A 13,019-nucleotide genomic window follows, 5' to 3' on the forward strand; every position below is an offset into this window, starting at 1 on the left:
GTTCGCACCCACCCCGCTAGTCGGCCACCTTCTGCCGCATCGTCACGAACTCCTCGGCCGCCGTCGGATGAATGCCGATCGTTTCGTCGAACTGCGCCTTCGTCGCGCCCGCGCGGATCGCGATCGCGATGCCCTGGATGATCTCGCCCGCCTCGCGGCCCACCATGTGCGCGCCGACCACGCGCTGGCTGTCGCGCGCGACGACGAGCTTCATCAGCGTGCGCTCGTCGCGCCCCGACAGCGTATGGCGCAGCGCCTTGAACGACGTGCGATAGATGTCGACCGCACCGTACTGCTCGCGGGCGCGCGCCTCGGTGAGACCGACCGTCGCGACTTCCGGCTGGCTGAACACGGCCGACGGCACCCATTCGTGATCGGTCGCGACACGGCGGCCGCCGAACAGCGTCATCGCGAGCAGCGCGCCGTCGCGCGTCGCGACCGGCGTGAGCTGCGGCCGCGACGTCACGTCGCCGATCGCGTGGATCGAATCGACCGACGTCGCCGAATACGCGTCGACCGCGATCGCACCGCGCGCATCGAGCACGACGCCCGCCGCCTCGAGGCCGAGCCCTTCGACGTTCGGCACGCGGCCCGTCGCGTACAGCACCGCATCGTACGGGCCATGCTTTGCGTCGCCGACACGCAGGCTCAGCGTGCCGTCGTCGGCGCGCTCGATCGCCTCGATCGTCGCGCCCGTATGAATCGCGACGCCCTGCTTCGTCATCTCGTCGGACAGGAACTGTCGCACGTCGTCGTCGAAGCCGCGCAGGATCGTTTCGCCGCGATAGAAAAGGTCGACGCGGCTGCCGAAGCCGTTGAAGATGCCCGCGAACTCCACCGCGATATACCCGCCGCCGACCACCGCGATGCGCGCGGGCAGCGCGTCGAGCGACAGCGCTTCGCGCGACGTGATCGCGTGCTCGATGCCCGGACGCGGCGGCAGCGACGGACGCGAGCCGGTCGCGATCGCGATGTGGCGCGCGCGAATCCGCCGCTCGCCGACGGCGACCGTATGCGCATCGACGATCGTCGCGCGCCCGGCGATCATGTCGACGCCCGATTGCCGCAGCAGGCTCACGTAGATGTCGCTGAGCCGGTTGATCTCGCGATCCTTCGCGGCGATCAGCGCATGCCAGTCGAGCGTGCCGGCGCCGAAGGTCCAGCCGAAGCCCTTCGCGTCCTCGACCTCGTGCGGGTAATGCGAGGCATAGACGAGCAGCTTCTTCGGGATGCAGCCGCGCAGCACGCACGTGCCGCCGATCTGTTCTTGCTCCGCAATGCCGACGCGCGCGCCGTACGACGCGGACATCCGCGCGAGCCTCACGCCGCCCGAGCCGGCGCCGATCACGAACAGGTCGTAGTCGAAGTCCATCGCATGCCCTCATCTCGATCAGGATGACGGCACGATAGCAAGATTCGGGAATTCGTGCGGAACGCCCCGCGGCGGGCGCGCATAAAAAACGGCGAGAGACGTCGCCTCTCGCCGGTCAATCCGACTGCCGGGTCGTCATGCGTCACCGATCGACCGCATGTCCGGCGCGCCGGTCGCGCGGCACCGGTCCGCCGCATTCGCGCACGCTGCGCGAACGGGCCGGACCGGCCGCCATGCTCATGCCTGCGACGTGTCGCTGCCGTCCGTCGCCTGCGTGTCGTCCGCTGCCTGTTCGGTCGCGTCTTCCTTCTTCTCGAGCAGCCCTTCGAGCGCTTCGGCGCCCTTGAAGCCCGCGACGGCCGCGGCCGCCTTCGTCAGCAGCCCCGCATCCGGGTCGAGCTTCTCGGCCGCTTCGACAGCCGCCACGGCACCGGCGATTTCACCTACGGTGTTCAGGATACCCATCGTCAACCCCTTTTCGAGCAATCGTGACGTGCATCGTCACACGAAAAAATCCGGCGCAATGTGTCTGTGATCGCCGGATACACAAGTTACGCACCGGCAAGTACCGGAGCCATGCAGGCAGCGTAGCGGAAAGCGCTCGCGCGCACTGTCAAAGTATGTTCGGCAATACCGACGAACGGCTTACGCCGCGGGCCTCGCGCAATGGAGCATTCGCCGAATAGTCGCGTGCGCATATGAAGGTTGCGCGCGCAAAAAAAGAGGCTCCCGCGGGAGCCTCTTCGAGCTGCGCCGGACTGGCGTCCGGCGTCGGCGATCCGACGTTCGTCAGAAGATATTGCGCAGACCGATCGCAATGCCGGTCTGGTTGCTGCGGCCCGGCAGTTCGACGTTGGCCGCGCCGTTCGTCTTGTTGAAGTCGATCGTGCCGTAGATTTCGGTGCGCTTGCTCAGCGCATATTCGGCGATACCGACGATCGCATAGCGGTTGCCGCTCGCGAGCGTGCCGTTCGCGGTCATCGCGTTGCGCATGTGGTCGTAGTAGAACGCGCCCGTCAGCGTCAGCGGCGTGCTGACCTGCCAGCTCACGCCCGCAAACGGACCGTCGTCGATACGGCCGGTGCCCTTGGCGGTCGGAATCGTCTGCTGCGCGAGCAGGCTGTCGACGAAGCCCGTGTCGTCCTTCGAGCGCAGGTAGCCCGCGTAGATCTTCGCCTTGCTGAACGCGTAGACGACGTTCGCGTGGTAGATCGTCTGCTTGCGTGCCGAGTTGTCGCTGTTCTGCTGCGCGCCGGCCGCGATGCTGAGCGGACCCATCACGTACGACAGCGACACGCCCCACGCATTGCCCTTGCCGAGCGAGCCCGGAATCTGGCCCGAGAAGCCGCCGGCGCCGGTCGATTCGTAGTTCGTGCCCGTCGAGTACATCGCCTTCGCGGTCAGGCCCGCGAACTTGCCCGTGTACTTGATCTGGTTGTCCGCATACAGGCCGCCGCCGAGTGCGACCGGCAGCCACGCGTTTTCGAGGTAGTTGCCGACGGTCAGCGGATCGTAGGTGTCCGACAGCAGGTCGAACAGCGGCGTCTTCTGACGGCCCAGCGTGACCGTGCCGTACGGGCTCTGCAGGCCGACGTACGCAGCGCGGTTGAACAGGCGGCCGCTGTCGGCGAATGCGCCGTTCTGCAGGTTCACGCCGCTTTCGAGATTGAACAGCGCCTTCAGGCCGCCGCCGAGATCTTCCGTACCGTAGATGCCGAAGCGGCTGTTCGTGATCGCGCCGTTGGTCATCTGCAGCAGGCCGTCGTTGTTCGCGTTCGCGTTGGTGAGGTAGCGAACGCTGACGTCCGCGACGCCCCACAGCGTGACCGAGCTTTGTGCCGCCGCGTACTGGCTGGCGAAAGCCAGCGCCGCGCCCCCTGCAAGTGCTGCGAGTCTGGTGGTCTGCTTCATGAGCTTGCCCTTTTGTAGGTGTCTCCGTTCATTGCCGGCCGCGTGCGCAACCGGGTGGCGATCGCGCCACGCTCATGGCGCGCGCGATGTGGGCTGAATCATAAGACCAGGCCGACCGCTGAAAGAAATTGAATCCGCGGCGGCGGCCGGTTTTGTCGCCCTGGCACAACGCTTGGCGCGCCCGGCCTTGCCTGCCGCGCATCCCGCGCCATCGGTTTCGCGCGCGGCCGCGCCCGTGCGACTGTAAGCATCGGCCGCCGCGACGGGCGCAACCGGCGCGCTCAGGCCGCTCGCGCGTCGCCGCCGCCGGTGTCGCCGCGCCCCGCGCGGCGCCGCGCGCGTCGCACGATCTCCGCGAACGCGCCGACCAGCAGCAGCACCGCGCCCCACAGCGCGACGGCCGGCGCGATGCGCGTCGCGAATCCGCCGAGCACCGCGCCGGCCATGAAGCAGAAGCTGATCGTCGCGAGCAGCGCGGAATCGTGCAGCGCGCCGGCGTCGTAGCGCGGAATCAGCCCGACGAACAGCTTCTGCGTCGCGCGTCGCAGGTTGCCGGTCGTCATCACCGACGTGTACGACAGTTCCTCGAGATGCGTGAACGACAGCGTCTGCAGCGTCGCGACGAAGGAAATGCCGGGAATCAGCCACGCGCTCGACGCGCCGACGATGCCGCTCGCGGCGATGCCGAGAAACGCGATCTCGACGATCAGGCTCGCGAACGCGGTGTGCCGTACCCAGCCGCGCTGGGCGGCGAGCCCGAGCAGGTGCGCGACCAGCACCGCGATCACGAAGCCGACGAGCGGCGGCACGTGGTGCAGCGCAGCGCCCCATTCGCCGGCGGACAGGTTGATGCCGAGCAGCGCGACGTTGCCGGTCATCGTGTTCGCGAACACGTGTCCGTGCCCGACGTAGGTGTACGCATCGAGATAGCCGCCCGACAAGGTCAGCAGTGCCGCGACGGTGAGATTGCGACTGGCGCCGTCGAGATCCATCGATCCTCCGTGTAGCGCACCGCGTGCGGTGCGAGGTCGGGCCCGGCCGGCCGTCGCGACGCGCGCGGCGCATCGGCCGGGCCCATATAATGAACGCCTTCGGACGCGCGTCGCGCGTCGTGCGGCGCGGGCCTGCCGCGTCGCTGCAACGGGCGGCGCGCCGAGTATACCGGCCGTGCCGCCGCACGCCGGCGCGCCGCCGCTTCATCGATGCTCCGCATGACACCCGCGAAATTCTTCCTGCGCTACACCGTGATCCCGTTCGTCGCGATCGTGCTGGTGGCCGTCTGGGCCTTCAACCGCGAATCGGGCGAGATCGATGCGCGCCAGTATGCGGCGCTCGCCGCCGCGTATCCGAACTTCACGCCGAAGCTGAAGCGCGAGGTCGCCGATGCGCTGCGCGGCGGCCGGCTCGCGAAGAACGACTACGCGGCGATCATGCGCGATGCGCTCGACGCCGGTTACGTGATCGATTGGCCCGCCGCGGCGAGCGACGTCGGCAGCGAGCGCGGCCGGCTGCTCGGCGCGGTGAACGGCGACGCGCCCGCGTCGCCGTAACCGCGGCGCGCGGTTACTGACCGAAGCCGGTCAGTCCGATCAGCGCGCCGCCCGCGAGCAGCCACAGCGGATGAATCCGCGTGCGGTACGCGAGCACCGCGCAGACCGCGGTGATGCCCCACTGGATCGCCGTGCGGTTCGACGCCTGCGCGATCAGCACCGCGCTCGCCGCGACGAGTCCGGCCGTGACCGGCATCAGCCCCTGCTGCACGTAGCGGCGCCACGGCCGGTCGCGAAAGCGCTCCCACGCGTGCAGCGCGAGCACGGTGACGATCGACGACGGCCCGAACTTCGCCAGCGACGCGACGAGCAGCCCCGGCCAGCCGGCGACGTGCCAGCCCACGAGCGACACGATCATCATGTTCGGGCCGGGCGCCGCCTGCGCGAGCGCGAACAGCGCGGTGAACTCGTGCGCGCTCATCCAGCGATGCACGTCGACGACCTGCCGCTGCATCTCCGGCAGGATCGTGTTGCCGCCGCCGAACGCAAGCAGCGACAGCTGGCTGAAGATCGTCGCGATCGCGATCAGCGTGTCGTTCATCGGCGGCCTCCGTCGCGCGGGTCGGGCGCGGGCGCGCGGGCGGCGGCGCCCGCCGCGGTGTCGCGGCGCCGCGCCGCGAGCCAGATGCTGACGGGCGTCAGCACGAGCATCGTCGTCAGCAGCGGAATGCGCAGCACGGCGATCGCGACGAACGCGAGCGCCGCGATGCCGGCCGCCGCGCGTGCGTGCCGCAGCGGCTTCGCGACCTTCACGGCCATCGCGGCGAGCAGCCCGGCCGCCGCGGCCGCGAGCCCGGCAAACAGATGCTGCACGCGCGGATCGTTCTGCGTCTTCGCGTACAGCACGCCGAGCGCGACGACGACGAGCGTCGGCCCCGCGATCAGCCCGAGAATGCCGGCGAACGCGCCCGGTATCCCGCGAAAGCGCATGCCGACCGCGACCGACAGGTTGATCACGTTGCCGCCGGGCAGGAACTGGCAGAGGCCGAGCAGATCGGTGAATTCGTCGGCGGACAGCCAGCGGCGCTCCTCGACGATCGTGCGCCGCGCGAACGGCAGCGCACCGCCGAACGACATGAGGCCAAGCGACAGAAAACCGGTGAACAGTTCGGCGAGGCCGACCCGTCGCGGCGGCGTGACGGGCGGCGGAGAAGCGGATGGCATGGGGTTCCTCATCGAAAGTAGGCCGAGGTTACCGCCGATCCGCGCGGCGGCAAAACGATTTTATCGACGCGCCTTTGTGATCTAGAATCACAAGCATGCGTCGCGACCTGCCACCCTTCTCCGCGCTTCGGGCCTTTGAAGCCGCGGCCCGCCATGAAAGCTTCAGCGCTGCCGGCGACGAGCTGCATGTGACCCACGGTGCCATCAGCCGGCAAATCGCCGGCTTCGAGGCATGGCTCGGCAAGCCCGTGTTTCACCGCTACGGCAAGCGCGTGAAGCTCACCGACGAAGGCCGCCGCTATCTCGACACCGTGCGCGCCGCGTTCGACAGCATCGCGCTCGCGACCGAGCAGCTGCGCCACACCGGCACCGCGCGCGTGCTGCGCATCAATGCACTGCCGACCTTCGCGATGAAATGGCTGCTGCCGCGGCTGTCGCGGTTCCAGCGCGACGTGCCGAACGTCGAGCTGAAGCTGTCGACGTCGAATGCGCCGCTCGACACGCTCGACGGCTTCGACGTCGCGATCCGGCGCGGCCCCGGCCACTGGCCGGCATGCACGAGCGGCCACTTCCTCGACGAAAGCGTGATTCCGGTCTGCAGCCCGGCGCTGCTCAAGCGCGCGCCGATCGCGCGCGCGGACGATCTCGCGCGGCACGTGCTGCTGCATTCGGATACGCGGCCGGAAGGCTGGCGCGACTGGTTCGCGGCGGCCGGCGTGACGATGAAGGCGCGCAAGCGGCAGTCGTTCGACCACTTCTATCTCGCGCTGCAGGCGGCCGTCGACGGGCTCGGCGTCGCGCTCGGCCCGCTGCCGCTGATCGACGACGAACTCGCGAGCGGCCGCCTCGTGATGCCGCTCGCCGGCCCGCGCATCGCGACGCGCAGCTACTGGTGGATCGCGCCGCGCGCGCCGGCGGACGATCCGCTCGTCGCGCAGTTCTGCGGGTGGCTGGAAGCGCAGTCGAACGTCGGCGCGTAGTACCGCCCGGTTCGACCGGGCAGGCGGCGCGGGCGGCCTTGCACCGCCCGCTGCCGCGCGCATCGCTCAGACCACTGGGCCCGGCTCCTTTTCCTTGCGCAGCAGCGCGTACAGGATGATCGCGCCGAACGTCGCGGTACCGATGCCGCCGAGCCCGAAGCCGCCGATCTTCAGCGAGAAGTCGCCGGCGCCGAGCACGAGCGTGACGGCCGCGACGATCAGGTTGCGGTTGTCCGAGAAATCGACCTTGTTGACGACCCAGATCCGCGCGCCCGTCACGGCGATCAGCCCGAACACGACGATCGACACGCCGCCGAGCACCGCGCCCGGAATGGTCTGGATCACCGCGCCGAACTTCGGCGAGAAGCCGAGCACGATCGCGATCACCGCGGCGACTGCGAACACGAGCGTCGAGTAGATGCGCGTGACGGCCATCACGCCGATGTTCTCCGAATAGGTCGTCACGCCGGTGCCCCCGACGCTGCCCGACACGATCGTCGCGAGCCCGTCGCCGATGAACGCGCGGCCGACGTAGCGGTCGAGGTTCTGCCCCGTCATCGCGCTGACGGCCTTGATGTGGCCGAGGTTCTCGGCGACGAGGATCACCGCGACGGGCGCGAGCATCAGCATCGCGTGCGGATCGAACACCGGCGCGGTGAAGGCCGGCATCCCGAACCACGCGGCGTGCGACACGATCGAGAAGTCGATCGGCTTGCCGAGCCCCATGCCGTTCGTCGCGACCGCATAGATCGCGTACGCGATCACGAGACCGACCAGGATCAGCAGCCGCTGCATCATGCCGCGCGCGAACACCGCGACGCCGCCGACGCAGAGCACGGTGACGAGCGCCATCGTCGAATCGAAGTTCGACGCCGACACGCCCTTGACCGCGATCGGCGCAAGGTTCAGCCCGATCACCGCGACCACCGCGCCGGTCACCACGGGCGGCATCAGCGTCTCGATCCAGCGCGTGCCGATCGCCGACACGAGCGCGCCGAGCGCGACGTACACGACGCCGCACGCGACGATCCCGCCGAGCGCGACGGGGATGTTCGGGTTCGGGCCGCTGCCGCCGTAGCCCGTCACCGCGATCACGAGGCCGATGAACGCGAAGCTCGAGCCGAGATAGCTCGGCACGCGGCCGCCGACCAGCACGAAGAACAGCAGCGTGCCGATGCCCGACATGAAGATGCACAGGTTCGGATCGAAGCCCATCAGCAGCGGCGCGAGCACGGTCGAGCCGAACATCGCGACGACGTGCTGCACGCCCATCGCGACCATCTGCGGCCACGGCAGGCGCTCGTCGGGGCCGACCACGCGCGCGGACGCGCCGGTCGACTGCACCCGCCAGCGCGGGAAGTAGGAATCGGACATGGGAAAAAGGGCTCCTGTCGGTCGCCGGCTGCGACGGTGCGCCGGTCTGGAAACTCGCGCGAGTTTACGGAGCGGAAATGGGGCTGGCAAGCGCGGCCCGCGCGCTTGACGGCGGGCGGCAGTACGAACCGACGGCCGCGCAATTTCGAACCTGTCCGCTTCCCAGCGCGCGGCGCGCTGCCCTACAGTACGCGGACCGCTGCGATACCAGGGCGCAGCGGGTTGTGAGTGGCTCCCTCTCGCCGCCCGCGCGTTGCGCCGGGCGGCTTTTTTATGCGCACGCCGATCGCGCCCGCGGCCCGCTGCCGCGTCGCGCGACGTAAGCGGGCGCTCACATCGCGCAACGCGCGCGGTCCGTCACGGGTTGATGTACTGGAACAGCGACAGGTTCTGCAGCTGCGCGTACGCCTTCTGCGCGCCCGTCAGCGCGTTCTGCATCTGCAGGAACTGGCTGATCGTCGACACCATGTTGGTGCTCGTCAGATCGGCGAGGTTGCTGGTCACCTGCAGCGTATTCGTCTGGTTCACGGCCTGCATCGCCTGGATTTCCTGCTCGCGGCCGCCGACCGACGCCTGCACGGTGAGGATGTTCGTCATCGTGTTGTCGAGCTTCGTCGTGCCGGTCGTCATCGCGTTCGCGAGCTTCGCGGCCGCGACCGTGTCGCTGCCGATCGGCACCTTCAGCGCCGCGATCATCGTGTCGAGCGTCGCGAACACGTCGGTGCCGGCCTGCGGCGCGGGCGTGACCGAGAACGTGTCGTTCGGCGACGGCGTGCCCGACACCGGCACCGACAGGCCGTTGCCGAGCGCGATCGCCGTGCCGTCGGCATACGGTTGCGGCGCCGTGGTCGTCGGCGGCGCGGCCGTCTCGTCGGTCACCGTGTAGGTCGGTGCGGCCGACGTGCCGCCGAACGTGATCGTGAACGTGTGCGTGTTCGTCGCGGCCGACGGATCGGTGATCGTCACCGCGCCGATCGTCGCCGTGCCCTGATTCGCCGCGCCGGCGGCCGGCACCGGCTGGCTGCCGAGCATCGGCACCGACAGGAACACGCTCGCGCCGTCGTCGCCTTGCGCGATCGTGCGCGTGTCGGCGATCTGCACCTGCCGCGCGCCGCGGTCGCCGCTGTAGACCACGCCGCCGCCCGTGCCGTTCGCGAACGGCGCCGTCGTCGACTGGTAGCCCGCGAACAGGTAGTTGCCGGCGCCGTCGGTCGAGTTCGCGAGCGTCAGCAGCTGGTCGCGATAGCCCTGCAGCTGCGTCGCGAGCGCCGACCGGTCGCTGTCCGACAGCGCGCCGTCGCCGGCCCGGATCACGATCGAATGGATGCTGTTGAGCAGGCTGTTCACGCTCGTAAGCGCCTGATCCTCCTTCTGCAGCGACGACAGCGCGACGTTCTGGTTCGTCGCGTACTGCGACAGCGTCGCCGAGGTCATCGACAGCTGCACGGCCTGCGCCGCGCCGAGCGGGTTGTCGGCGGCCGTCGACAGGCTCACGCCGCTCGAAATCTGCTGATACAGCTGCGCGAGCTGCGCCTGCTGGTCGCTCATCTGCGCGACGTTCAGCTGGTAGAACTGGGCTGTGGAAATCCGCATCGCTTCGATCCCCGGAATCAGTTGAACAGGCCGAGCACGGTCTGGAACAGCGTCGCCGCCGTCTGGATCACCTTCGCGTTCGCCTGGTAGAGCTGCTGGTACTGCATCAGGTTCGCCGCTTCCTCGTTCTGGTTCACGCCCGACACCGACTGCTGCGCGGACGTGATCTGGCCGACGAGCGCCGTCTGCGCGGCGCTCGACGACTTGAGCTGGCTCGCCGCGTTGCCGATGTCGTTCACGTAGCTCGCGTACGCACCGGTCAGCGTGACCGTGCCGTTGCCGAACGACTTCGCGGTGACGAGCTTCGAGAGCGCGAGCGCGTTGGTGCCGTCGTTCGTGCCGCCCGCGTACGGACCGATCGTGAACGTATCACCGTCGGCCGGCGCGCCGGACAGCGACACCGTCACGCCGTTCAGCGCGCCCGGTGCGGTGCCCGACATCGTCAGCGTCGCGCCGGCGGCCGGGTCGTACGGCACGGGCGTCGTCGAGCTCGCGATCGTCACCGTCTGCGGCGGCGTGCCGGCGATCGTCACCGTCGTGCCGGCCGGGAAGCCCGACAGCGACTTCGTCGCCGCGTCGTAGGTCAGCGTCGTGGCCGGCACCTGATAGCCGGCGCCCACCGGCCCCTGCGTGATGGTCGCGGTGCCCGCGTTGGTCGACGCGGCCCACGTGACGACCGGCGACGCGGCAGCGATCGCGGAGCCGTTCGAGGTCGCGAGCTTGAAGCCGTCGAGTGCGCCGCGCGTCGGCAGCACGGTGAACTGGTCGCCGGCCTGCATCGTGCCGGACGACACCGAGAAGTCGAGCCCGCCGATCGAGCCGGGCATCGTGTTCGACGTGCCGACCACCGAGCCGGTCGCGCGGTCGGTCAGCGTATATTGCGTGCCGTCGAACGACAGCGTGTAGTCGCCGGTGGTCGGCTGCGACGCGTTCGAAAACGACACCGACAGCGTCGCGTCGCCCTGGTTGCGCGTGTCGGCATAGACGGTCGGCGCGCCGACCGCGAACAAGTTGCTGCCGACGTTGCCCGACAGATCGATGCCGAGCGCGTTCTGCGCGTTGACCTGCGCGGCGAAGCTGGCCGCGATCGCGCCGAGCTTCGCCTGCGCCGGATCGAGCGTCTGGCTGCGGAACGCGAGCAGGCCGCCGAGCGTGCCGCCGGACAGCGACGTGTCGGGCAGGTACTGGTTCGGGCCCGGCGGATTCGCGCCGGCGATGCCCTGCGACACGACGGTCAGCTCGCTCGGGTCGGACGGCGACGTGACGGTCGCGAGCTGATAGCTCTTGTCCGCGACGACGAGCGGCTGGCCGCCCGCGAGGAAGACGCTGTAGCCGTCGCTGTTGCGCACGACCTGCACGCCCGCGAGGCTCGACAGGTTCGACACCGCGAGGTCGCGCTGGTCCATCAGCTGGTTCGGCGGCTGCCCCTGGCTGCTCGCGGCGGCGATCTGCTGGTTCAGCTGCGCGATCTGCGCGGTGTAGGTGTTGATCTGCGACACGGCGCTCGTGAGCTGCGTGTTCACGCTCTGGCGCAGTGCGTCGTACTGCTGGCCGGCGGCCGTGATCTGGTCGGCGAGCGTCTGCGCGTTGCTCATCGCCGTCTGCCGCACCGTCGGGTCGGCCGCGTTGTTCGCGACGTTCTGCAGCCCCGTGAAGTAGTTCGTGATCGCGGTCGAAATGCCGGCGGTCGGGCTGCCGATGTAGTTGTTCAGCTGCGCGACGAGCGAATACCAGGTCGACAGCGCGCCGCTTTGCGTCTGCGCGGTGTTCAGCTGGTCGCTCAGGTACTGGCTGTACTGTCGCTGCACGGTAACGGTGTTCACGCCCTGCGGCAGATAACCGCTGCTCGTGTACTGGCCGCTCGCTTCCGCGTAGACGGGCCGCTCCACCGAATAGCCGGGCGTCGCGGCGTTGCTGATGTTCTGACCGGTCGTCGTGAGGCCCCAGAGCGCGGCGTTGAGGCCGCTGACGCCGAGGTTCATGAGTGTGTTGGACATGCGCGATCCTGATGAGCCGGCCGCGCTGCGGCCGCCGGGTTGCGTGACTCCCGGTATAACGGCCGCGGATCGAAAAAATTGAGAGAAAAATGGCCGCCCGACGCGCATGTCGCGCATCGGCCGCCGGCGCTGCCCGACGCGACACCGGCGAGCCTGCCGCGCGCCGTCGCGCGGCTCCCCGCGTCACGCGCGCGCGAGCGAGCGGCGCTTCATCTCGAGCTGCGTGATCAGCCGCTGCAGCGTGTTTTCGGCGCTGCCCGGCAGCGACAGGAAGCGAAAGCCGAGCTGATAGCGGCGCGCGCCGTTCGGCAGTTGCGTCGCGCGCTGCGACACGAGCTGCAGGTCGAGCGACAGCTTGCCGTGCCCGGTGAGCTCGAGCTCGACGTCCGGCAGCACCGTGCCGAGCGCGAGCGCCTCGACGCGTTCGTCGGCCGTGCGCAGCCCGACGCCGCCGAGCGACAGGTTGTGCACCTCGAACTGGAAGCGCTCGCCGTCCGGCAGCGCGCCGCGGCACAGGAACGGATCGACGACCGGCGCGTCCACACGGAAATACTCGCGGCGCTGGATGCACACGAGCACGTCGGGGAAATCGGCGACGAACGCCGGCAGCCCCTCGTAGCGCGTCTCGCGCGGCGTGCCGGTCGTGAATTCGACGCGCACGCCTTCGGGCGCGGCCGAGAACGCGCAATGCGCCGCGCCGAGAATGCTCGCGTTCTGTTCGGACAGCGCGCCCCAGTCGAACGTGAACGTGCGTGCGCCGACATCGACTTCCAGCAGGCGCGTGACGAGCTGGCCGCCCGGATACTCGACGGTCAGGAAATCGCCGCGGTTCACGAGATTGCGCAACTGGACGCCGATTTCCAGCGGATTGCGGCGGGCGTAGTCGGGGCCGGAGTGGCCCGAGTCCAGGCTCGGGTCCGTCGACGTTTCGATATTCATGGCTAGCCGGTCTTTCTTGTCATGGGCGCACGCGTAACCGGTGCGCGATAAAACCGGGCCAGAATACGGGGCCCGGACGCAGGTCTCTCACACTTAGCGGCAGTGCTGACCGAAAGTTTAGATCGATTTGCCGAATTTT

At 69.2% G+C, this 13,019-nt stretch carries 12 protein-coding genes; 2 read left to right on the forward strand and 10 right to left on the reverse strand.

The features are described from left to right. Nucleotides 1–16: 16 nt before the first annotated feature. The 4 genes from gor to NP80_RS27985 all read right to left on the reverse strand — a co-directional run bounded on the left by gor (nucleotide 17) and on the right by NP80_RS27985 (nucleotide 4,275). Nucleotides 17–1,372 carry a glutathione-disulfide reductase gene (gor, locus tag NP80_RS27970; protein ID WP_006410459.1) on the reverse strand — a complete coding sequence of 452 codons (1,356 nt, stop codon included), beginning with the start codon at nucleotides 1,370–1,372 and terminating at the stop codon, nucleotides 17–19. Between the two features lie 237 nt (nucleotides 1,373–1,609). Continuing rightward, nucleotides 1,610–1,837, reverse strand: a complete 228-nt coding sequence (locus NP80_RS27975) for a hypothetical protein (RefSeq protein WP_035488925.1) — start codon at nucleotides 1,835–1,837, stop codon at nucleotides 1,610–1,612. Between the two features lie 324 nt (nucleotides 1,838–2,161). Beyond that, nucleotides 2,162–3,283: a porin gene (locus tag NP80_RS27980; RefSeq protein ID WP_006408014.1), complete on the reverse strand. Its 1,122-nt coding sequence runs from the start codon at nucleotides 3,281–3,283 to the stop codon at nucleotides 2,162–2,164. Nucleotides 3,284–3,564: 281 nt separating this feature from the next. Then, entirely contained in the window at nucleotides 3,565–4,275 is a 711-nt protein-coding gene (locus tag NP80_RS27985; RefSeq protein ID WP_006408015.1) for a YoaK family protein, read from the reverse strand. A 219-nt stretch (nucleotides 4,276–4,494) separates the two neighbouring features. On the opposite strand from NP80_RS27985, the gene NP80_RS27990 reads away from it, so the two are divergent. Next, nucleotides 4,495–4,833, forward strand: a complete 339-nt coding sequence (locus tag NP80_RS27990; protein ID WP_006408017.1) for a hypothetical protein — start codon at nucleotides 4,495–4,497, stop codon at nucleotides 4,831–4,833. 13 nt (nucleotides 4,834–4,846) lie between these two features. Here NP80_RS27990 and NP80_RS27995 read toward each other — a convergent pair whose 3' ends face one another. Continuing rightward, nucleotides 4,847–5,374 carry a chromate transporter gene (locus NP80_RS27995; protein WP_006408018.1) on the reverse strand — a complete coding sequence of 176 codons (528 nt, stop codon included), beginning with the start codon at nucleotides 5,372–5,374 and terminating at the stop codon, nucleotides 4,847–4,849. Continuing rightward, nucleotides 5,371–5,997: a chromate transporter gene (locus tag NP80_RS28000; protein ID WP_006408019.1), complete on the reverse strand. Its 627-nt coding sequence runs from the start codon at nucleotides 5,995–5,997 to the stop codon at nucleotides 5,371–5,373. The genes NP80_RS27995 and NP80_RS28000 overlap by 4 nt, the downstream gene beginning before the upstream one ends. Nucleotides 5,998–6,092: 95 nt before the next feature. Here NP80_RS28000 and NP80_RS28005 point away from each other — a divergent pair, with 95 nt between their 5' ends. Beyond that, on the forward strand, nucleotides 6,093–6,977 hold the full coding sequence (locus NP80_RS28005; RefSeq protein ID WP_006408020.1) for a transcriptional regulator GcvA: 885 nt from the start codon (nucleotides 6,093–6,095) through the stop codon (nucleotides 6,975–6,977). A gap of 66 nt (nucleotides 6,978–7,043) precedes the next feature. On the opposite strand, the gene NP80_RS28010 is transcribed toward NP80_RS28005, so the two are convergent. From NP80_RS28010 to NP80_RS28025, 4 genes are all read right to left on the reverse strand, one after another. After that, nucleotides 7,044–8,351, reverse strand: a complete 1,308-nt coding sequence (locus tag NP80_RS28010; protein ID WP_006408021.1) for a solute carrier family 23 protein — start codon at nucleotides 8,349–8,351, stop codon at nucleotides 7,044–7,046. Nucleotides 8,352–8,708: 357 nt separating this feature from the next. Next, nucleotides 8,709–9,944, reverse strand: a complete 1,236-nt coding sequence (gene flgL, locus NP80_RS28015; protein ID WP_006408023.1) for a flagellar hook-associated protein FlgL — start codon at nucleotides 9,942–9,944, stop codon at nucleotides 8,709–8,711. A gap of 17 nt (nucleotides 9,945–9,961) precedes the next feature. Continuing rightward, entirely contained in the window at nucleotides 9,962–11,941 is a 1,980-nt protein-coding gene (gene flgK / locus NP80_RS28020; protein WP_006409433.1) for a flagellar hook-associated protein FlgK, read from the reverse strand. Nucleotides 11,942–12,124: 183 nt separating this feature from the next. Continuing rightward, nucleotides 12,125–12,880 carry a flagellar brake protein gene (locus NP80_RS28025; protein ID WP_006408025.1) on the reverse strand — a complete coding sequence of 252 codons (756 nt, stop codon included), beginning with the start codon at nucleotides 12,878–12,880 and terminating at the stop codon, nucleotides 12,125–12,127. Nucleotides 12,881–13,019 lie beyond the last annotated feature (139 nt).

Source organism: Burkholderia multivorans ATCC BAA-247, from assembly GCF_000959525.1.
GTDB lineage: Bacteria > Pseudomonadota > Gammaproteobacteria > Burkholderiales > Burkholderiaceae > Burkholderia > Burkholderia multivorans.